This window comes from Pseudomonas sp. GOM7 (assembly GCF_026723825.1).
Taxonomy (GTDB): domain Bacteria; phylum Pseudomonadota; class Gammaproteobacteria; order Pseudomonadales; family Pseudomonadaceae; genus Aquipseudomonas.
In genome coordinates this window covers 4,217,844-4,237,950 of the sequence record NZ_CP113519.1, presented here as the reverse complement: position 1 = coordinate 4,237,950, position 20,107 = coordinate 4,217,844, and the positions used below count along the sequence as shown (strand labels likewise).

Here is a 20,107-nt window from a genome sequence, read left to right as displayed (position 1 = left end):
CTGGTCTGGCCTGTGTTTCGGGCGGGTCGATGCGCTGGTTGAAACGGCACTGCAATGGCATTGAAACACGGCTGCGCCAAACTGGCTGAAAGCCGCGCCTGTTCAGCATTCCAGGGCATTTCGTGCGATATCCGGAACGATGTGAAATTAGCGGGAATTTCCGGTTGATCTGGAGGGGCGCATGGTCTTAAAGTCCGCGCCCGAACGTCCATGCTGGAAACGATCCATCCGGCTCAAGTACTGACGACGAGAGATCGCAGGTGGCTCACCGCGATCGGCGATGCTCGGCGACATGCCTTGGGAAGTAGGCGAACCAAAGTGGGGAAACTGTCAGACGTTCAGGCACGCGCGTTGCGCGGCCACCCCCTACACGTAGCGGAACCTGTCAGGTGTTTCGCTGCCCGAATCCATGTGTTCCCGGTTTAGCCAATGGAGTCCCGCATGTCGATCAAGGTCGAAGACTACTACGCACCCGCCACTTTCCAGCGCATGAAGGCGTTCGCCGATCAGCACGACACCCCTTTCGTGGTGATCGACCGGCAGATCATCGCCGATGCCTATGACCAACTGGGCACCTGCTTCCCCTTCGCCAAGACCTATTACGCGGTCAAGGCCAACCCGGCCATCGAGATCATCGAACTGCTGCGCGACAAGGGCTCGAGCTTCGACATCGCCTCGATCTACGAGCTGGACAAGGTGATGGGCGCCGGCGTCGGCCCCGAGCGTATCAGCTACGGCAACACCATCAAGAAGGCGCGCGACATTCGCTACTTCTATGAAAAGGGTGTGCGCCTGTTCGCCACCGATTCCGAAGCCGACCTGCGCAACATCGCCAAGGCCGCACCGGGGTCTAAGGTCTACGTGCGTATCCTCACCGAAGGCTCCACCAGCGCCGACTGGCCGCTGTCGCGCAAGTTCGGCTGCCAGCCGGACATGGCCCTGGATCTGCTGATCCTGGCCAAGCAACTGGGCCTGGTGCCCTACGGCATCTCCTTCCATGTTGGCAGCCAGCAGCGCGACATCGACGTGTGGGACGCGGCCATCGCCAAGGTCAAGGTGATCTTCGAGCGCCTCAAGGAAGAAGACGGCATCACCCTGCAGATGATCAACATGGGTGGTGGCTTCCCGGCCAACTACATCCAGCGCACCAACGACCTGGAAACCTACGCGGCGGAAATCACCCGCTTCCTCAAGGAAGACTTCGGCGACGAGCTGCCGGAAATCATCCTCGAGCCGGGCCGTTCGCTGATCGCCAACGCCGGTGTGCTGGTATCGGAAGTGGTGCTGGTGGCGCGCAAGTCGCGTACCGCCGTGGAGCGCTGGGTGTATGCCGACGTCGGCAAGTTCAGCGGCCTGATCGAAACCATGGACGAGGCCATCAAGTTCCCCATCTGGACCGAGAAGAAGGGCGAGATGGAAGAAGTGGTGATCGCGGGTCCCACCTGCGACAGCGCCGACATCATGTACGAGAACTACAAGTATGGTCTGCCGCTGAACCTGGCCAGCGGTGACCGCCTGTACTGGCTGTCCACCGGTGCCTACACCACCAGCTACAGCGCCGTGGAGTTCAATGGCTTTCCGCCGCTGAAGTCCTACTACCTGTAACGCCTTGCAGGTCAGCGACGCCCACCTCGTGTGGGCGTTTGCGTTTCTGCCCGTAGCTGTCGGCGTGGATGTTCCGCCGCGCGGCTCCGACCATCGTCGGGATGCTCATGCAGATCGAGGGTCGGCATCGCCTCCAGGCTGTGAGACGATGGCAACCAGCCTTTACGCTTTTCGCCACGCAGGAGCCACGATTCACACCGATGAAGACGCCCAAACGAATCGAACCCCTGGTCGAGGATGGACTGGTGGATGAAGTGCTACGCCCGCTGATGAGCGGCAAGGAAGCCGCGGTCTATGTGGTGCGCTGTGGTGACGAGCTGCGCTGCGCCAAGGTTTACAAGGAGGCCAACAAACGCAGCTTCCGCCAGGCCGCCGAGTATCAGGAAGGCCGCAAGGTACGTGGCAGCCGCCAGGCGCGCGCCATGGCCAAGGGCAGCAAGTACGGGCGCAAGGAACAGGAACAGGCCTGGCAGAACGCCGAGGTGGCTGCACTGTTCCGCTTGGCCAGTGCCGGTGTGCGCGTGCCCAAGCCCTACGATTTTCTCGACGGCGTGCTGCTGATGGAGCTGGTCGACGATGGCGAGGGCGATGTGGCGCCACGCCTCAACGATGTCGAGCTGCACCCGGACGACGCCCGCGAATTCCATGCCTTCATGATCCAGGAGATCGTCAAGATGCTCTGCGCCGGCCTGGTGCATGGCGACCTCTCCGAATTCAACGTGCTGCTCGGCGCCGAAGGCCCGGTGATCATCGACCTGCCCCAGGCGGTGGATGCCGCTGCCAACAACCATGCCTTCGCCATGCTCGAGCGCGACGTGCGCAACATGGCCGAGTATTTCGGCCAGTTCGCTCCGGAGCTCAGGTACACCAAGTACGCCAAGGAGATGTGGGCGCTCTACGAGGCCGGCAAGCTGCAGCCCGATAGCCAGCTCACCGGCGAGTTCGCCGAGCCAGAAGATGCCGCCGACATTGATGCGGTGATGCGCGAGATCAAGGCTGCGCTGGCCGAGGAGGCGCGGCGCAAGGCGTTGCTGGAAGCCGAGGACGCGCCCAAGGATGCCGAGCCCACGCCGCCCTGGATGCGCTGAGCCTGGCAGGCTGCTGAAAACGTAGGCGACGACTGCATGGATGCAGGGAGCGAAGCAGGAAGTCCGAGCCGAGGCCGCCAGTGCAATACCGATGGCGGCCCCGCAAAAACAGGCGAAACGACCAACGGGAGTAACAGCCGAAGGGCGAACGCAGTGAGTCAAAACGGTCGGAGTCGCGCTCGACTTTACGAGCTGTAAATGAGCATTTTTGACGGGGGCGCCTAGCTTGGGCTCGCACACGAGCCTATTTTTATTTTGCGTGGGATCGTTTGCTTGATACCGGACTGGCAAGTTTGTGTGTTGTCTTGTTGGTCTGTGTTGGTCTTCTGGACGCCGCCTTGGGTGTGTCCAGATATTCCGGGTTTCGCCCCCTCGGGCGACTCACTTTTCTTTGAACTGCGCAAAGAAAAGTAAGCAAAAGAAACGCACCCCCGCCATCCGGGTCTCGCTTCGCTCGACTTCCCTCACTCCGGCATCGCTCCGGGGTCGGCTTACAAGGGCCATCCCTGGCCCTTTAAGCCTCTCGCGGCATCCATGCCGCTCGCCCCCTGCGCAATGCCTACGTTCGGCCTCCTGAAGGGGGAGTTAGCGCGCCTGAACGTACAGTTGTTCCGAGCATGCGCGGCGTGTTCTGGTAGCAGTGGAAGCACGACGTGGCTGTCGAATTAAACCAATAGTTTCATTCGCGCAGTTTCATGTATTGAACGGCTTGCCGGCTTGCAGCCGGCATTCAGGTCAGCCCTAAGGCTGACCCTGTACTCAAAACTCCGTGCTAATTCTGGGTTACCTCGGGTTCAGGCGCCTGCAGAGCCCGCCCAGGAGGGCGAACGGAGTCGTCGTGGAAGAGGTCGAGCTACATGGATGTCGCGAGAGCCACGATGGGCCATGGATGGCCCACCGTGGCGGGCCTCTGGAGCGGCGATGGAGTGAGCGAACCCTGGCGAAGCCAGGGCCGGATGACCGGGCGGAGGGTTTTGGTTACTTTTGCCCGTCAAAAGTGACTCGCCCGGGAGGGCGAAACCAGAAACATCAACAAAAACGCGGCAAGCCGGAACAGACACAAGAACAACCAACACCTTATTGCCAGTCCGGTATCAACCAAGCATTCCCCCTGAAAATGCCAAGAACCTGTTTTTAACGCAGCAATGGCAACCTAGGTGGCTTTCAACGGCCTGCTAGTCCGGCCAGCGCCAGACCGGCTCATCCAGCATGCCCTGGCCGCGGATGCAGGTCTGACCGAGTTGCTTGTCCAGCTCCAGGGTGTTGCAGGCGGGGCTTTCTTTCAGCGTGGCGATCAGGCGGCTGGCGTGAGATACCACCCACACCTGCGTGTGGTGCGAGGCGGCGATGATCAGGCGCCCGAGCGCCGGTAGCAGATCCGGGTGCAGGCTGGTTTCGGGTTCGTTGAGCACCATCAGCGACGGTGGCCTGGGTGTTAGCAGGGCGGCGATCAGCAGCAGATAGCGCAGGGTGCCGTCGGACAGCTCGGCGGCGCTCAAGGGGCGTAGCAGACCTTCCTGGCGCAGCTCGACGGCGAAGCGCCCACCGGCCTGGAAATCGATGTGCAGACGGCTGCCAGGAAAGGCGTCGTCGATGGCGGCGTCCAGCGCGGCGCGGTCGCCTATTTCGCGGATGGTCTGCAGCGCGGCGGCCAGGTCGCGGCCATCGTGGTGCAACACTGGCGTGCGCGTGCCCAGTTGCGGCTGGCGCGCGGGTGCCTCGGCGTCGCTGCGAAAGTGATCGTAGAAGCGCCAGCGGCGAATGGTTTCCCGTAGCTGGAAGACTTCCGGGCAATTGGGGTCGTTGCCGATCTGGTCGAACAGGCTGTCGTAGTTCGGCACGTGCTGGGCCAGTACCTGCCAACTGCGTCCTTCGCGCATGCGCACCAGAGGCCCGCCCCGATCCACCAGCAGCGAGGCGGGGCGGTAGTTGGCGCCGGCCCAGATGCACTCGCGCTTGATCTCCGGGTCGAGGGAGAAGGCCGAGTTGCTCGGCTCGGGCAGACCCAGCGCGATGGCATAGCCGAAATCCTCACCGGCAAAACCCAGGCGCAGGCGCATCACGTTCTGCCGCGGGCCGCCCTGCACGGGTACCTCGCCCTTGAGCATGCGTCGGGAAATCTTCTCCGGCCCGGCCCAGAAACTCGACTCCAGCCCGCCTTCGCGGGCCAGGGCGTTGACCACGCCGCCCTGGGCGGTTTCCGCCAGCAGACGCAGGGCGCGATAGAGGTTGGACTTGCCGCTGCCGTTGGCGCCGGTGATCAGGTTGAGCCGGCCCAGCGGCAGGATCAGGTTGTTGATCGAGCGGTAGTTGGCAACGGCAAGGGTGTGCAGCATGAGTGTCGTCCTGACCAGGAGTCAGCGGCCGTAACGTGGCGAGAACGCCAGCCAGGCCAGCAGCGGGTAGCACAGGTAATGCAGGCTGAACAGAAGCAGGCCCATGGGGCTGGGCGTGTCCTGCAGGGCCATCATGCCCAGCAGACCCAGATAGAGCAAACCCAGCATGCCGCCGTAGAGCAGGGTCAAGCGCCAGCGTTCGGCAGCGCTCGGCGCGCGGCCCTGGCGCCAGTGGAACACCAGGGCCAGGCCAGTGGCGATGGCGGCGGCGATCAGCAGGGTGGTGAACACCCCGCCCAGACGCACGAAGGTGCGCAGCAGCAGGTTCAGCAGCACGGCCGCGATCACCCCGGCCAGGGCGTAATGGCGCACCTGCACCGCGGGGGTCATAGCGCGCGAGCCAGGCCGAAGCGTTTGCGCAGTATCCGTTCCAGCAGTGCCTTGGGCACCAGGGTGGCGGTCAGCGGCAGGGCACGGCTGCCATTGCCCAGGCGTAGCAGGCGCGGGCGTTTGTCACGCTGCACGGCGGCCAGAAGCTGCGTGGCGAAATCGCTGGCCGGCGTAGGTTTGTCCTGCGAGGCGTTGGCGCGGGCGCGGATGCCTTCGCGCAGCGGCCACCAGGGTGAGTCCTGGCGGATCAGCGCCTCGGCCTGCTGGGTGGCGTTGCTGCCGAAGCTGGAGGCGATAGCGCCCGGCTGCACTTCCATGACATCGATGGAGAAAGGCGCCAGCTCCATGCGCAGGGCGTCGCTCAAGGCATGCACGGCGGCCTTGGAGGCGCAGTAGGCGCCGGCGAATGGTGTGACCAGTACTGCCGAGACGCTGCCGATGTTGACCACCAGACCACGGCTGCGACGCAGCAGCGGGAAGAAGGCGCGGGTCACGCCGACGATGGCGAAGACGTTGGTCTCGAATTGCTGACGCATGGCTTCCACGCCGCCATCGAGCAGCGGCCCCATGGCGCCGTAGCCGGCATTGTTGATCAGCACGTCGAGGCCGCCGATTTCACCTTCCAGGCGCTTGGCCAGGGCTTGCGCGGCCTCGGCATCGTTGACGTCCAGGTGCAGCGCATGGAAGCCGGCCTGTTGCAGATTGGCCAAATCCGCCTCCTTGCGTGCGGTGGCCCAGACAGCGTAGCCGGCCGCCTGGAAGGCATCGGCCAGAGCGCGACCTATGCCGCTGGAGCAGCCGGTGATAAGGACGTTGGGTTGATCAGCCATGCGCAAGACTCCCTGAAAAAGTGATGGACGATCAGCTTAGCAGGCCGCTTGGGTCGCAAAGGGAAAAATGAGAGCAGACTCAACTTTAGCTGGCAGGCCTCGGGCATGCCCGGCATTGGCTAGCCCCTGTGCAGGTAGGAGCGAGTGTTCGGACCGGCTCGGCAGACGTTCGGCGCGGATCAGCGGACGAACCTGCCCTGCAGGCGTTCGGCGCGGAACTCCAGGGTTTGCGGGCGGTAGCCGCTGCGCAAGTCGGGTAGGGGCAGGCAGTCTTCCCAGGTTTCGCCGGGTAACAGCTCGCCAGGGCCGTCGTAGCGCGGCGATTCGTACAGGCGTTGAGCCAGGTTGGTACTGGTGCCGGGGCGGTAGGCGGCCACTTGCCAATGCAGTTCCTGCAGAGCCGCGTCGCTGCCGTTCTTCAGCTCCACGGCCAATGGTCGGTCAGCCGGGCATTGTTGTGGTGCGTACTGGATGCGCAGTTCGAGATGGGCGAGATCGCGGGCCTCGCGGCTTTCCTGCCAGATCACCCAGGTCGCCACCAGGCCCAGGCCGATGAGCGCCGCTGCCGAGACGGGCAGGGCCTTGCTCGGGTAGCGGATCAGCAGGATCAGCCAGGTGATGACGAGTACGGCACCGAACAGCATGAGAGCAACCTTTTGCAAAGTCTGCCTTCATCCTACACAAGCTGTCAGGTCAGGGTAACCGCATGGGCTGTCGCAGGGTGTGACAGGCCCGGAGGTGGGCATGAACGGTGGGAGAGGCGTAGCCCGGATGCAATCCGGGGCCGGGATCGACCCGGATTGCATCCGGGCTACGAACAGCTCAATGGGCGGCGCCGACGGCTAGCGCATCGCTGCGCCCATAGACATCCTCCAGGCGCTCGATGTCGTCCTCACCCAGGTAGGTGCCCGATTGCACTTCGATGATTTCCAGCGGGATCTTGCCCGGGTTGGCCAGGCGGTGCACCGAGGTCATCGGGATGTAGCAGGACTGGTTCTCGGTGAGCAGGAACTCACGGTCGTCGCAGGTCACCTTGGCCGTGCCGGAGACCACGATCCAGTGCTCGGCGCGGTGGTGGTGCATCTGCAAGGAGAGCTGCGCACCCGGTTTGACGGTGATGTGCTTGACCTGGAAGCGCCCGCCCATGTCCACCGAGTCGTACGAGCCCCAGGGGCGGTACACCTCGCAATGGTTCTGGGTTTCGCTGCGGCCCTGCTTGTCGAGCCTGCTCACCAGCTTCTTGACGTCCTGCACGCGATCCTTGTGCGCCACCATCATGGCGTCCTTGGTTTCCACCACGACGATGTCGTCCAGGCCGAGCACCGAGACCAGCTTGCCGTTGCCGTGGATCAGGCAGTTGCGGCTGTCCTCGACCACCACGTCGCCCTTGGTGACGTTGCCAGCGTCGTCCTTGTCGTGCACTTCCCAGATCGACGACCAGCTACCGACGTCGTTCCAGCCGGCGGCCAGCGGCACCACGCAGGCGCGGCTGGTCTTCTCCATCACCGCGTAGTCGATGGAGTTGTCCGGGCAGCAGGCGAAGGTGGCCGGGTCGATGGCGATCTCGACGTCCTTGCGCTGGCTGCGCTCCAGGGCCAGCAGGCAGGTGTCGTAGATGTCCACGTCGTGATGCTTGAGTTCTTCCAGGAAACGGCTGGCGCGGAACAGGAACATGCCGCTGTTCCAGAAGTAGTCGCCGCTCTTCACGTATTCGGTGGCGCGCTGGGCGTCGGGTTTCTCGACGAAGCTGGCGACCCGCGCCACGCCTTCGGGCAGTTCCTCGTCGGCCTGGCCGCGGATGTAGCCGTAGCCGGTTTCCGGGCGGTTGGCCGGCACGCCGAACAGCACCATTTCACCTTTCTCGGCGGCCACGGTGGCCAGGGCCAGGGCCTGGCGGAAGGCCTGCTGGTCATCCAGCACGTGGTCGGCCGGCAGTACCAGCATCAGCTCGTCACGGCCTTCGGCCAGCAGTTGCAGGGCGGCCATGGCCACCGCTGGTGCGGTGTTGCGGCCGAAGGGTTCGAGCAGCAGCAACTGCGCCTGCTGGCCGATCTGCTCCAGTTGCTCCTGGACGATGAAACGGTGTTCCTGGTTGGCCACCAGTACCGGCGGCTGCATGCCGTCGAACGCGAGGCGCTGCAGAGTCTGCTGGAACAGGGTTTGCTCGCCGGTCAGGGCGAGGAACTGCTTGGGATACAGCTTGCGCGAAAGAGGCCAGAGTCGGGAGCCGCTGCCACCGGAAAGGATGATGGGGGTCATGATGTGTCTCTCCTTAACGTTCATTGCGAGATGGATGCCCGTGTCGTGTCGGTGCGGCGTGTGCCCGCCGTTTTCCTTGTTCTAGAAACCTGTTGCTTCAACCGTCGATGGGGCGCTTGACCCACACTGGCGACAACTTGCCCTGGCCGCCGGTGACGAACAGGCTGACCACTTCGCCGCGCTCGAGGGTGACCGGCTTGAGGTCGGTGATCTTCTTGTCGCCGGCAAACAGCGCCAGGCCGACCTTGACCGGGTTGATCTCGCGCTCACCGCGACCGTTCGGCGCCACGTCGGCGACCACCGGCGTCTTGCCGTCGGCGGTCTTCACGCTGAGCTTGCTGTCGCTGAGGTTCTGCACGCGCAGCATGGCCTTCTGCTTGTTGCTGAAGGCCGGCTCCTCCACCAGGCGCGGCGCGCTGCCGGTCTGGTTGACCAGGGTGTAGTAGTGCGCGGCTTCCAGTTTCACCGGCAGGGCGTTGCTGCCGACCTGAGCCTGGTAGCTACCCGCGGGCAGGAACTTGAAGTCGCTGGAGCCCAGCGGCGCGACCTGCTTGAGCTGCACCTCGCCGACCTTGACGTCCAGCTCGGCATTGCCAGCGTTGTAGGCGCGGACGAAGGCCGAGCCCTTGGGCGCTTTCGGCCCGTACAGGGCCGCGTCACCAGCGTGAGCCTGGAGCATGCCCAGACCGAGAGCCAGGGCGCAGGCACCGAGGGTGAAGCGACGAAGGGTGGTTTGAGTCTTCATGGGTAGTCCTCCTTGGGATGGATCAGCGATTGGCCGCAGCCAGTTTTTGCTGCTCGCCGTCTGCCTTGAGGGCGGCGAGCCAGTTCGGGTCGAAATCGTTCAGGTCACCGGCCATCGGCAGGTAGCGCTCGGGGAATTCCCAGATCACCACCTGCGGCGGGTTGTTCTTCAGTTCATCGCTCTGCAGGTACTTGAGCATCGGCACCAGCGGGCCCTGGCCTTCCTCGGCGTGGTTGACCACATCGCGCTCGAGGTACTGGCGCAGGGCGCCGACGAAGTTCCACGAGGGATTGGCGCTGTAGCTGGTGCCGACCAGGGCCACCGGTATGTCGCTGTCGCCGAACAGATCGCCACCGCCGGCCTGGGCGGCGTGGGTTTCGCGCTGCTGCAGACGGTCGGCGCGCGGCATCAGGCTGTCGAACAGCGGCGCCAGTGGCAGGAAGCGGGTCAGGTCGCCCTGGTGATCGCGGGTTTCCACGGTTTCGGTGACGAACTGCTGCGGCTCGCCGCGCAGCGGTACGGCGCTGCGGATCACCTCGCTGAGGGTGCGGGCGGCCACCTCGGCGCCTTCCGGTGTCCAGTGCGTGTCGGTACGCAGGAACACCTGTTCGTCCCGTTTGGCCGCCTGCAGCGGGCCGAGTAGATCCGGTGCGGCGATGCCGGCAGCCTGCACGGCCTGATGGAAGCTCGGGTAGAGGTTGCGTTGCAGAGCGCTGGGGCTATGGCTGCCGGTGTGCTCCGGGTACAGACGGGTCTTGGCCGGGACGATGGCCAGCAGCAGGTGGATGTCGCGCTGTTCGAGCTGACGCTGCACACCGCGGATCAGCGCCAGGTTGTCGCGGATCTGGCGTTGACCGTCTGCCACCGCATCGAATTCCTCGTCCGAGTACAGCCAGCCGTCCTCACCGATCACCAGGCCGGCGCGGCCCTCGCCGAAGGCCAGGTACTCCAGGGCGGCCCAGAGGTTGATGCCGAACTGCTTGAGGGGAAACTCCTCGTCGTAGTGGTGCTCGATGCTTCTGGCCAGTTCGCCGTCGAGCACCTTGGGGTCTGCCGGCATGTCGTAGCTGGCCAGGCTGGACAGGGCCAGCAGGCTGGTGGGCAGCAAGGCCAGAAGGAACAGGGCGACGTAAAGGGTCTTGAATGAACGTGTCATGACAGGGCCTCCGCTCAGAACTGGAAGTAGAGGAAGGGGGAGTAGCTCTGCGCCGAGAGCTTGAGCAGCGAGACGCAGAACAGCAGGAGCAGGGCGCCTTGCAGCACCAGGGTGCGGTGGTGCACGCGGCTCATCACCCCGACGCCGCTGGGCAGCCATTGCTCGGCCGTGCCCTGGCGTTGGCCGAGGAACTGGCGTGCACCGTTGACGGCGATCACCCCCCAGGCCAGGGCCAGGGTGACCATCTGCAGGCTGCTGATCTGTGCCACGGTCAGCTCGCTCAGGTGCCAGTCGCCGAAGGGCAGCAGTGCGGCGTACATGCGCCCGGCCACCTCAAGGTTCTCGGCGCGGAAGATCACCCAGCCAAGCATCACCAGCAGCAGGGTGAAGGCCCATTTCAGCGGGTTGAAGACGGTCGGTGCGGCCTTCACTCCCAGGGCGCGCTCGATGGCCAGCCAGGTGCCGTGCCAGGCGCCCCAGATCAGGAAGGTCCAGTTCGCGCCGTGCCAGAAACCACCGAGCAGCATGGTCAGGAACAGGTTGCGGTAGGTGTTGAAGGTGCCGTGACGGTTGCCGCCCAGGGGCACGTAGAGGTAATCGCGCAGCCAGGTGGACAGGCTGATGTGCCAGCGCCGCCAGAACTCGGTGATCGACTGGCTGATATAGGGCTGGTTGAAGTTCTCCATGAAACGGAAGCCCATCATCAGGCCCAGGCCGATGGCCATGTCGCTGTAGCCGGAGAAGTCGAAATATAGCTGCGCGGTGTAGGCGATCATGCCCAGCCAGGCATCGCCGGTGCTGGGGTTCTGCAGGGCGAAGCAGTGATCCACCAGCGGCGCCAGGCTGTCGGCGATGAACACCTTCTTGACGAAACCCTGCATGAAACGTGTGGCGCCTTCGCTGAACTTGTCCAGGCTGTGGGTGCGGTCGGTGAACTGGTCGGCCAGATCCTTGTAGCGCAGCACGGGGCCGGCGATCAGTTGCGGGAACAGGGCGATGAAGGCAGCGAAGTTGATCAGGTTGCGGGTCGGCTCGGTGTCCTTGCGGTACACGTCGATCAGGTAGCTGATGGACTGGAAGATGTAGAAGGAGATGCCGATTGGCAGGATCACCGAGGTCAGCACGAAGGGCTCGAAACCCATGGATTCGAGTACGGCATTGATGTTGGCCACCCCGAAGTTGGCGTACTTGAAGTAGCCCAGCGTGGCCAGGTTGCCGACCACCCCGGCCACCACCCAGCGCCGCGCCGCCTCGGTGCCGGCGTTGGCCTGGATGCGCAGGCCGAAGACGTAGTTCCACAGCGTCACGGCGGCGAACAGCAGGAGGAAGTCCACCCGCCACCAGGCGTAGAAGATGTAGCTGCCGATCAGGATCAGCAGGTTGCGCCCGCGGTTCGGGCACAGGTAGTACAGGCCGAGGAAGATCGGCAGGAACAGGAACAAAAAGACGTTGGATGAAAAGACCATCCTTGCTTCTCCGTGAAGACTCGGGGCAGCGCCCCCCTTTCCCCCCGCCTGCGAGGGGCTTGTTTTTGCTACTTCCTGTAGGAGCTGGCTTGCCGGCGACGCTGTGCAAGGCAGATCGCCGGCAAGCCGGCTCCTACGGTTTGCCGAACACCTGGGTCACCTCGCCACCTAAGCGGAAGCTGTTGAACGGCCCCATGTCCTTGTTCAGTTCGCGGGCTTGCGGGCCGCAGTCGTAAAGGCTGCAGTAGGGTGCCAGCCAGGCGTACTTGTAGTCCTTGCGCAGTTCGCCCATGTCCTGCTTGGCGCCGCTGCGCTGGGCGAAGATCTTCGGGTTCTGCGCCCCCTCCAGCACTCGCTCGGCCAGGCGCTGCAGGGCGCCATGGTTCTCGCCGCGCAGATCGACGCCGTTGGCCTGGGCGAAGGCGGCGATCATCGCCAGCGGTGGCAGGGCGTAGTTGTGGTAGGCCAGGGCGCGCTGGCGGCGACGTATCTCGTTGGGCAGAAAGCCTTCGTCGTCCACCTGGTTGGCGGCGACGCGGAACTGCTCCACGGACCAGTCGAACAGGTCGCGCCGGTCACTGACCACCGCCACCGCCATCACCGACCAGGCGGCCCAGTAGCTGTGGTTGTTGATCTTCTTCAGCGGCAGGTCGCTCCACTCGCGCACGGTGTGTTCGGCCAGGTTGAGGAACCAGCGCTCGATGCGCTCGCTCTGCTCGGGGTAGTCCTTCAGCGGCTGCGACTCGGAGAACTTCAGGCGTAGCCAGGCGCCGGCGAGGCTGCCCAGCGCCCATTTGCGGATCGACTTGCCGGTGTGATTGAAACGCTCGGATTCCAGGGCATCGGCACTGGCCCAGCGATCCAGCCACTGGATAGCGCAGTCCAGGCGCTCGCGCTGGCCGGTGCGCATGTAGCCGGTGATCAGCCGCCCGGCTTCCTTCTCCAGGCGGGTGATGTCGGAGGTCTGCTGGCGGAAGCTCTTCTCCGCACGGGCATTGAGCGTGGCGCGCGCGCTGTCGGAGCCGGCGTACTTGCTGGTGAAGTGCATCTCGCCGATGTACGGCTGCGGCGCTGCCGAGCAGGGCGCGGCATGTCCCTGGCGCTGCTCCACGGGGGCGCGGTAACCGGCGGGTGGTTGCAGGGCGGCATGCGCCGCACTGCTGAGCAGCAGGGCGCTGAGCAGGGCAAGTGGCGAGAGTCTGTGCATGGCGAACCTCAGCTTTCGGTGGCGTTGTGGGCGACCTGCTGGGCAGGGCCGGAGGGACGTTGGCACAGGCTGGCCTGCACCTTGACGTCGTCGGCGCTGTCCTCGGGCTTCTGGAGTTCCAGGGCGAAGAAGTTCTCCTCGCCCCAGCCCGGCCCGTCGCGCAGCTCGAAGGTGAAACGCCCGTCGGTGTCGACGGTGTTGGGCTTTTCCAGCTTGAGCTGTTCGCGCTGGCCATTGAGGTACCAGATGGTCGCGTCGATGCGCTTGATCGAGGTGTCGCTGAAACGCAGGTCAAGCTGGTGGCGGTTGCCGGGCAGGGTCAGCAACTTGTTCTGGCCATTGACCAGCACCTCGTTGCTGCCGGGGCGCAGGCGTTTCTCGCTGCTCAGCAACGCGGTCTGGCCGCTGCAGCCATTGTTCAGCGCCGCCATGAGCTGGCGGTGGGTCTTGTCCGAGGCCAGGTCGTAGAGCGGTGAGAATTCCCACACGATGATTTTCGGCGGGTCATTCTGGAACGCATCGCTGGCCAGGTATTCGAGCATCGCCCCTTCCAGGCCGCCGCCGGGGAAGGCGGCGTTGAGCACGTCGGTGCCCAGGTACTGTTCGAGAAAACCGCCGAAGTTGTAGTTCTTGCCGCTGTGGCTGGTACCGATCAGAGCGATCTGCGGGCTGCTTTCGTCGCCGAACAGGGCATCGCCGCCACTGGCATCCTTGGGTTCGGTGAGGAACTGGTCGACGTACTGCACGGCATAGCCGGTGCCGCAGAGCTGGCTGGCGACATTCTGCATGGTGCCGGTCTTGCCCATCAGGCCGATGCGCTCGGTGACGAACTCCTTCTGCGGCAGATCGCTGAAGCCGGGGATGCGCTTGATCGTCTCGGCCACCAGGCGCGCGGTGCGTTCGGCGCCGTAGGGGGTCCAGTGCTGGTCGCGGCGGAAGTAGAACTCCTTGGCGTCCTTCTCGTCGGTCAGCGGCGTCAGATCCGGCACCCAGATGCCCAGTTGCTCGAAGCGCGCCAGGGTCTGGCGGTAGTTGCGCAGGGCCTTGTCGTAATCGAAGCGCTGGTACTCCTCGGGGGCGAGCTTTTCCCGATTGACCAGGCCGCGCGTGGGTTGGTAGACCACCACCAGTTCCACGCCACGTTGCTTGAGGCCGTCGCGCAGTTCCTTGAGGTAGCGGTAGCCGGTCTCGTTGGTGCCGAACTCGGTGCGCAGGTCTTCCACGCTGCGGAACAGCCAGCCATCGCGGGCGTCGAGCAGGGTGACGAAGTTCTTCATGTAGTTGGTGGTGTAGTTGCTGGCATCGTGCGCGGCCGGGCACAGCGAGCAGCAGTCCTGCACCTGATACTCTGGAGCGGGGCGTTCGGCGGCCTGCAGCAGGCTGCCGTAGGCGGCGCAGGTCACCGCCAGGGCGAGGGTCTTGAGTTTGGATACGCTCATGCTTGGGCCTCGTCAGTTGGTCATCTGCGCAGGGCCGACCGGGTCGATCAGCACGGGTTGGCGCTTGCGCAGCAGCAGGTCGAGGATTTCGTCCTGTTTCTCGCCGAGAATGCCGGCCAGCTGGATGCCGGTGCTCTTGCTCGGGGCGAGCATCTTCACGCGGTACAGCTCGACCGACAGCGGCGAGTCGATGTTGATGGGGCTGGAGCCGTTACCGGCCAGGGTGCCGCCGACGATGATCATCGACACCTTGGTGTCGAACGGGTCGAGCTTCAGGTTGCGGTCGGTGTCGGACAGATCCTTGATGTGGCCGTAGACGCCGGTGAGCTGGTTGAGCGCCGCGACGTTCTCGTACAGGCGGATGTTCTCGCTGTTGCGGATGCGTATGCCGTGGCGCTGGTTGCCCAGCACCTGATTGCCCCACAGCAGGTTGTCGCCGCTCTCGTACAGGGTGATGCCGTCGGAGTGGTTGCCGTGCACGCGGTTGTGGGCGATCAGGTTGCGCACGCTGTTACGGTCGATGACGATGCCCGAGAGCTTGTTGTCGTAGCTCTGGTTGTTGATGATCCAGCTATCGTTGACCTCGCGCGAGATGATGATGCCGTGCTTCTTCTTGGTACCGAACACCTCGTTCTCGGCGATGATCAGGCCGTGCGAGCGGTCGTGCGGGTCGATGCCGTAGACGATGTTGTCGCGGTAGGTGTTGCCCTTGATCACCACGTTCTGCGCCTCGTAGCAGTAGAAGCCGTACCAGTGGTCGACGAATTCCGAGTCGATCAACCAGCCGGTCGGTTCCGGGCGTTGCAGGCGTGCATGCATGTTCGGCGTGTACTGGGTGATCGACACGCCATAGGACTTGGAGTTGTCGTAACCCAGGCTGGTGATCACGCTGCTGGCGATGTACAGCTCGCTACCGCCCCAGGACACCAGGAAGGGGCGGAACTCCTTGGGATCGCGGAAGGTGGCCGGGCCGTTGTCGGCCTCGCGCCAGGCAGTGACGCGGGTATCGGTAATGAACATCAGGCCGTCGTTGATCAGGAACGCACCGCGCTCCTGTGACAGGCGCAGTTCGCGGGTGTCCTGGCCGATGTGCAGCGCCGCGCCCTCGGCCACGACTATGGGCAGGCGGGCGATGTACACCCCCGGCGCCTGCTCGGCGAACTGGCTGTCGGGCAGGGCCTTGGCCAGATCCTGCGCGGTGACCAGGCCGCCTTCGATGAAGATCGCCTGGGGCATGCCCTGCTGGCGCTTGATCCATTCGCGCAGACGCTCGTTGCCGCCGGTGAAGTCCTTGAGGGCGTCCTGGCGCAGCATGCGCCGTACCACCACCTTGCCTTTGGCGCCGTGCGGGATCTTCGCCAGCACGGCCTCCTTGGTGTAGCCGGACAGATCCGGCAGCTTGGGCGCTTCCATGTGCAGCTCGTCGGCCGGGGCGCTGCGCACGCGGTAGTCGAACTGTTGCTGCTCGGGGTTGGCCTGGGCCAGCGGCGCCGTGAGGCACAGTGCGCTGAGCAGCAGGGGTAGGGCTAAGCCATTGGGTTGCATGATCCGATCCCTCAGAAGCGCCAGATGAAATCGACGAAGGCGCGGTGCATCACCGAGTCGGTGCCGCTGCCGTAGGCATCGCCCGGGCGGAACACGCCGGCACGCAGGCGTACCAGGGCCGAGCGCTCGTCCAGTTGTTCGGCCACGGCCGCCGGCAACAGGCCCTGCTTGAAGTAGCGGGTCAGCACCAGGTCGACCTCCTGGCCGAGGTCTTTCTCGCCGGCCACCAGGGGCGCGGTGATGCCGCTGTCGCCGACGTCCTGATCGCCGTCGACGCGCCAGAAGCGGTGGTAGACCAGGCTGGCGTCGTAGTCCTCGTTCAGCTCCCAGGAGCTGAAGGCGCTGGCCACCTGCAGGTTGGACAGCTCGCCACGGAAGGCCTCGCCATAACGGTGCAGGCGCGATTCGACGCCGGTGAAATTGGCGCGGTTGCTGTGCAGGCCGGTCTGCATGAACTGCCGCGACTTGTCCTCGTCGCCACCGCCGCTGCCGCGGGAGTAGGCGGCGCCGACCTTCCAGTTGTCGTCGAGGTCGTAGCGCAGGCCCAGATCCACGGCCCAGGCATCCACGTCCTGGCTGCGCGAGCCGGTGGCCTGGCGTTCGTTGCCGACCACCTGCTGTTGCAACTGATCGGTGTCGCCCTTGAGCCAGGTGAACTGCGCCCAGTAGTTGAGACGGTTGCGCGAGTTGCGCTCGAAGAAACCGCCATCGGCATGCAAGCCGTACCAGGTCAGGTCGCCGGTGTAGCGCTTGCTCAGTTCGTCGAGACGCTCGCCGGGCCGCGCCAGATGGCCGTCGTCGCGGCTGTGATGGAGGTTGGCGCCGATGCGGTGGCCGGGCGTCCACTGGTAGTCGAGGCTGGCGAAGTAGTGGCGGCGATCCTCGTCCTCGGGCGCCAGGTCATCGAGGTCGGTGCGGTATTCGGAGAAACGCTCGGCGACGCCGGCCTTGGCGCGCAACAGGGTGGTATCGAATTGCCATTGCACAGCTTCGATATTGGTGTCCATCCAGGCCCCGTCATCGCTGCGCAGGCGCTGGCGGCCCACGCGCAGGTGTTCGCCGGGATAGGCGGTGAGGCCGGCGTAGTCGACCCAGAACTCGCGCATGGCCAGGTAGCTCTTGTCCGGCTGGCGCGCGTCGCCGCGCTGTGTGCTGTCTTCGCCGTCGTCCTGCAACGGGTCGGTTTCGATGGTGTCGGTGGCGGTGACCGCCTGACCCATGGCGAAGGCGCTCCAGTCGCCACGTTCGCCATAGACCCAGGGGCGCAGGTCGAGGCCGAGACCGCTGACGTCGCCACCCTCGCGGGTGCCGAGGTCACGGTCGTCTTCCGATTGTGCGGTGATCTTCACGTCCAGGCCGAAATTCCTCGGTACCTCCGCCGCCCAGGCGGTGCTGGCGGCACTGGCGACCAGCAGGCTGGCACTCAGGCCCAGTTGGCTGACGATCCTGTTTAACTGCATGCAGAAATCCTTGTTCATGGCTGGCTGACCTGCAGGGCGGCCTGCTGCTGCAGGACGTTGCCGCGCACCTCGCGCTCTTCGCGCAGCAGGCGCTGGCCTTCGGCCAGTTGGGCTGGGGTCAGGCTGGCGGCGATGGCGTCGGCCAGCTCCTGGGTCTGCGGCGTCTGGCGGGGCAGGGCCAGTTGGCTGAAGACGTAGGCATTGACCGGATCCGGCTTGATGCCGCGTTTCTGGCTGTACATCTGCGCCAGGGCGAAGTCGGCGCTGAGCTGGCCGGCGCGGGCGGCGCTGAGCAGGTGGTCGAGGGCCTTCTGCGCATAGACCTCACCGAGGTAGCCGCGCAGGTAGATCTGCCCCAGGTAGTAGTTGGCGCTGGGCTCGCTGGGGGCGGCCTTGCGCAGGTGTTCCTCGGCCTTGTGCGGCTGCTTGGGCAGCAGCTTGCCCTCGTAGTACAGGCGTCCGAGCAGCAGTTCGGCGCGCGGCAGGGCGGCTTCGCGGCCCTTGTCCAGGTAGCCGAGCAGGGTTTCGGTATCGCCCTGCTGCGGGTAGTCGTAGAGCAGGCGGGCCAGGCTGACCCAGGCGGCGGGGTAATCCGGGGCGATGGCTTCCAGCAGCTCCTGCGCGCGTTGTGGTTGCGGCTGGCCCAGTTCGGGGTCGCTCAGCACCCCGGCCACGGCCTCGACCTGGTTGGGCGAGACGCGACCGGCGCGGTAGCCGGCCAGCAGCCGCTCGGTCAGGGCATCGCGGGCATCGGCGCGATCCTGCTTCTGATAGACCGTGGCCAGTTCGGCATAGCAGGCTTCTTCCTGAGTCAGGCGCGCCTGGCAGATGCGTTCGATCTCGCCGAGGTGCTGATCGTAGGAACCTTCGCTGCGGTACAGGAGAATCTGCGCCAGTTCGGCCTGCGGCAGGCCCTGCTGGCGCCAGTCATGGATACGCTGGGCAACGTTCATGGTGGGAAAGTCCTGTGGGTAGAACAGGTAGAGTTCGGTCAGGGGCAGCAGCGCGCTGGGCTCGCCAGCGCGGTTGGCACGTTCCAGCAGTTCGGCGGCCTCGCGGCGCTCGACCAGGGTGCTGCCGGGCTTGCGCGCCAGCAGCTTGCCCAGGCGCGCTTCGGCGCGCGGTGAGCCATCCAGGGCCTGGCGATAGATGCGCTCGGCTTCCTGCATGTCCTGGTTCTGGCCGCTGGCCGCGTAGATATCGGCCAGGCCGATCTGCGCGTTGCTGTAGCCCATCTCGGCGAGTTGGCGGAAATGCCATTCGGCAGTCTGCTGATCGCCGCTTTGCAGGGCTTCGCGGGCCAGGCGCTCGTCCGGCAGGCCGGCGCAGCCGACCAGCGTGGCGCTGACGGCCAGGCCGAGCAGGGCAGGGCGAAGTAGAGGCATGCTCACGGCGATCTCCTCAGCGGCCGGCGGCTACGGCGTGGTCGACCAGACCGCCGAGGGACGGGCCACGGTCGATGACCACGTCCACCGGCTGGCCGGCGAGGCTGGCCGGCAGTACGTCCTGCGGTTTGATCACCACGCGGATGTCCGAACTCAGGCCGCCGTCGTGCAGGCTGGTGCTGATGATCTGGCCATGACGGGCTTCGTCCTCACCGGCCACCTTGAAGGTCACCGGGGTGCCGGGGCGTGCCTGTTCCAGGTTGCGATAGGGGAAGCTGGCGGCGACGGTGGCGACGCCGTCCTGTGGCACCAGCTCGAAGATCACGTCGCCCTTGCTGGCGAACTGACCGTCGGCCACCAGTTGGCGAGCAACCTTGCAGTTGCACGGGCTGGTCAGGGTGCCCTGCATCTCGCGGGCGAACAGGGCCTCGATCTGGCTCGGTTCGAGCTGGTCTTCACCCAGGTGGCCCTTGAGCATCTCCAGCATGCTGGTGGTGAAGGTGGCGATGGGCGCACCTTTTTCCACCACGGCGTCTGGCTGTACCAGGGCCTGCACGCTGCCTTCACGCGGCATGGTGACCTGCAGCGCGGGCAGGCTGATCTGCGCCGACTTGGCATGGGTGACGAAGTACAGGCCATACACCGACTTGCCGATGTAGCCGAAGGCCGCCAGGCCGACGAGGAAGATGGCGCCACTGAAGGTCACGGCGCGCAGGCGACCGAGCATGCTCATGCCGCCGCCCGTACCGTTCTTGCGTGCCTTGGTGAAGTTGTCGCGCTGCAGGATGTGCAGCACCTCGCCGACGTTGATCAGCTCACCACCCAGATGCGCGCTGATCAGGTGGCGCAGGGCCGCCGCTTCACGTGCGCCAAGGTTATGGAACTGGCAGCCGACACGGTTGTGTTCGGCCTGCACGGCGTTGACCTGGAATTCCACATCCAGCCCCAGCACCAGGCCGTCGAGCTGGAACTGCAATTGGCCACGGTGATAGTCACCGACCTTGTGTGTGGTTTTCTCGCTGGTGAAGCTGAAACCGCCGGCAGAGACATCCTGCAGGCGTGCATCGACGCGTTCGCCCTTGGCGGTGGTGTAGCGCAGGCGCCCGGGCAGCTTGACACGGGCGTGCTGGCGCTGGGCTTCGGACTCATGGACGACGTTGAGATTGGCGACGGAGTTCATGGTGGCTAATTCCTAT

General features: G+C 65.0%; 16 protein-coding genes. 2 read left to right on the top strand and 14 right to left on the bottom strand.

The window, feature by feature from the left end:
* The first annotated feature begins 441 nt into the window (after positions 1–441).
* Both OU800_RS18760 and OU800_RS18755 read left to right on the top strand, forming a co-directional pair.
* The gene (locus OU800_RS18760) at positions 442–1,605 is read left to right on the top strand and encodes a type III PLP-dependent enzyme (protein WP_268178853.1); all 1,164 of its coding nucleotides are present in this window, start codon (positions 442–444) and stop codon (positions 1,603–1,605) included.
* A gap of 200 nt (positions 1,606–1,805) precedes the next feature.
* A complete protein-coding gene (locus OU800_RS18755) occupies positions 1,806–2,693 on the top strand; it encodes a PA4780 family RIO1-like protein kinase (protein WP_268178852.1) in 888 nt (295 codons plus the stop codon).
* A gap of 1,175 nt (positions 2,694–3,868) precedes the next feature.
* On the opposite strand, the gene OU800_RS18750 is transcribed toward OU800_RS18755, so the two are convergent.
* The 14 genes from OU800_RS18750 to OU800_RS18685 all read right to left on the bottom strand — a co-directional run bounded on the left by OU800_RS18750 (position 3,869) and on the right by OU800_RS18685 (position 20,091).
* Positions 3,869–5,029: an AAA family ATPase gene (locus tag OU800_RS18750; RefSeq protein ID WP_268178851.1), complete on the bottom strand. Its 1,161-nt coding sequence runs from the start codon at positions 5,027–5,029 to the stop codon at positions 3,869–3,871.
* A gap of 21 nt (positions 5,030–5,050) precedes the next feature.
* Positions 5,051–5,419 (bottom strand): hypothetical protein, encoded by a 369-nt coding sequence (locus tag OU800_RS18745; protein WP_268178850.1) that lies wholly within the window; start codon positions 5,417–5,419, stop codon positions 5,051–5,053.
* Positions 5,416–6,249, bottom strand: a complete 834-nt coding sequence (locus OU800_RS18740; RefSeq protein ID WP_268178849.1) for an SDR family oxidoreductase — start codon at positions 6,247–6,249, stop codon at positions 5,416–5,418. The genes OU800_RS18745 and OU800_RS18740 overlap by 4 nt, the downstream gene beginning before the upstream one ends.
* 179 nt (positions 6,250–6,428) lie before the next feature.
* The gene (locus OU800_RS18735) at positions 6,429–6,893 is read right to left on the bottom strand and encodes a multidrug transporter (RefSeq protein ID WP_268178848.1); all 465 of its coding nucleotides are present in this window, start codon (positions 6,891–6,893) and stop codon (positions 6,429–6,431) included.
* A 178-nt stretch (positions 6,894–7,071) separates the two neighbouring features.
* The gene (locus OU800_RS18730) at positions 7,072–8,508 is read right to left on the bottom strand and encodes a mannose-1-phosphate guanylyltransferase/mannose-6-phosphate isomerase (protein ID WP_268178847.1); all 1,437 of its coding nucleotides are present in this window, start codon (positions 8,506–8,508) and stop codon (positions 7,072–7,074) included.
* 97 nt (positions 8,509–8,605) lie between these two features.
* Complete coding sequence (locus OU800_RS18725) at positions 8,606–9,253, bottom strand: alginate O-acetyltransferase AlgF (RefSeq protein WP_268178846.1); 648 nt, start codon at positions 9,251–9,253, stop codon at positions 8,606–8,608.
* 22 nt (positions 9,254–9,275) lie between these two features.
* A complete protein-coding gene (locus tag OU800_RS18720) occupies positions 9,276–10,409 on the bottom strand; it encodes an alginate O-acetyltransferase (protein ID WP_268178845.1) in 1,134 nt (377 codons plus the stop codon).
* A 14-nt stretch (positions 10,410–10,423) separates the two neighbouring features.
* A complete protein-coding gene (locus OU800_RS18715; RefSeq protein ID WP_268178844.1) occupies positions 10,424–11,875 on the bottom strand; it encodes an MBOAT family O-acyltransferase in 1,452 nt (483 codons plus the stop codon).
* Positions 11,876–12,008: 133 nt separating this feature from the next.
* On the bottom strand, positions 12,009–13,082 hold the full coding sequence (locus OU800_RS18710) for a mannuronate-specific alginate lyase (RefSeq protein ID WP_268178842.1): 1,074 nt from the start codon (positions 13,080–13,082) through the stop codon (positions 12,009–12,011).
* Positions 13,083–13,090: 8 nt separating this feature from the next.
* Positions 13,091–14,521, bottom strand: a complete 1,431-nt coding sequence (locus tag OU800_RS18705; RefSeq protein WP_268178841.1) for an alginate O-acetyltransferase — start codon at positions 14,519–14,521, stop codon at positions 13,091–13,093.
* A gap of 12 nt (positions 14,522–14,533) precedes the next feature.
* The gene (gene algG / locus OU800_RS18700; RefSeq protein WP_268178839.1) at positions 14,534–16,066 is read right to left on the bottom strand and encodes a mannuronan 5-epimerase AlgG; all 1,533 of its coding nucleotides are present in this window, start codon (positions 16,064–16,066) and stop codon (positions 14,534–14,536) included.
* Between the two features lie 11 nt (positions 16,067–16,077).
* The gene (locus OU800_RS18695) at positions 16,078–17,526 is read right to left on the bottom strand and encodes an alginate export family protein (protein ID WP_268178838.1); all 1,449 of its coding nucleotides are present in this window, start codon (positions 17,524–17,526) and stop codon (positions 16,078–16,080) included.
* 14 nt (positions 17,527–17,540) lie between these two features.
* Positions 17,541–18,917: an alginate biosynthesis TPR repeat lipoprotein AlgK gene (gene algK, locus OU800_RS18690; RefSeq protein ID WP_277372764.1), complete on the bottom strand. Its 1,377-nt coding sequence runs from the start codon at positions 18,915–18,917 to the stop codon at positions 17,541–17,543.
* A gap of 10 nt (positions 18,918–18,927) precedes the next feature.
* On the bottom strand, positions 18,928–20,091 hold the full coding sequence (locus OU800_RS18685; RefSeq protein WP_268178836.1) for an alginate biosynthesis protein Alg44: 1,164 nt from the start codon (positions 20,089–20,091) through the stop codon (positions 18,928–18,930).
* Positions 20,092–20,107 lie beyond the last annotated feature (16 nt).

Excerpts from the sequence above, each read along its gene's own strand:
- OU800_RS18735 (WP_268178848.1), bottom strand. The coding sequence starts at position 6,893 with ATGCTGTTCGGTGCCGTACTCGTCATCACCTGGCTGATCCTGCTGATC.
- OU800_RS18685 (WP_268178836.1), bottom strand. The coding sequence starts at position 20,091 with ATGAACTCCGTCGCCAATCTCAACGTCGTCCATGAGTCCGAAGCCCAG.
- OU800_RS18740 (WP_268178849.1), bottom strand. The coding sequence starts at position 6,249 with ATGGCTGATCAACCCAACGTCCTTATCACCGGCTGCTCCAGCGGCATA.
- OU800_RS18715 (WP_268178844.1), bottom strand. The coding sequence starts at position 11,875 with ATGGTCTTTTCATCCAACGTCTTTTTGTTCCTGTTCCTGCCGATCTTC.
- OU800_RS18750 (WP_268178851.1), bottom strand. The coding sequence starts at position 5,029 with ATGCTGCACACCCTTGCCGTTGCCAACTACCGCTCGATCAACAACCTG.
- OU800_RS18720 (WP_268178845.1), bottom strand. The coding sequence starts at position 10,409 with ATGACACGTTCATTCAAGACCCTTTACGTCGCCCTGTTCCTTCTGGCC.
- OU800_RS18730 (WP_268178847.1), bottom strand. The coding sequence starts at position 8,508 with ATGACCCCCATCATCCTTTCCGGTGGCAGCGGCTCCCGACTCTGGCCT.
- OU800_RS18705 (WP_268178841.1), bottom strand. The coding sequence starts at position 14,521 with ATGAGCGTATCCAAACTCAAGACCCTCGCCCTGGCGGTGACCTGCGCC.
- algG (WP_268178839.1), bottom strand. The coding sequence starts at position 16,066 with ATGCAACCCAATGGCTTAGCCCTACCCCTGCTGCTCAGCGCACTGTGC.
- OU800_RS18760 (WP_268178853.1), top strand. The coding sequence starts at position 442 with ATGTCGATCAAGGTCGAAGACTACTACGCACCCGCCACTTTCCAGCGC.
- OU800_RS18695 (WP_268178838.1), bottom strand. The coding sequence starts at position 17,526 with ATGCAGTTAAACAGGATCGTCAGCCAACTGGGCCTGAGTGCCAGCCTG.
- OU800_RS18745 (WP_268178850.1), bottom strand. The coding sequence starts at position 5,419 with ATGACCCCCGCGGTGCAGGTGCGCCATTACGCCCTGGCCGGGGTGATC.
- OU800_RS18725 (WP_268178846.1), bottom strand. The coding sequence starts at position 9,253 with ATGAAGACTCAAACCACCCTTCGTCGCTTCACCCTCGGTGCCTGCGCC.
- OU800_RS18710 (WP_268178842.1), bottom strand. The coding sequence starts at position 13,082 with ATGCACAGACTCTCGCCACTTGCCCTGCTCAGCGCCCTGCTGCTCAGC.
- OU800_RS18755 (WP_268178852.1), top strand. The coding sequence starts at position 1,806 with ATGAAGACGCCCAAACGAATCGAACCCCTGGTCGAGGATGGACTGGTG.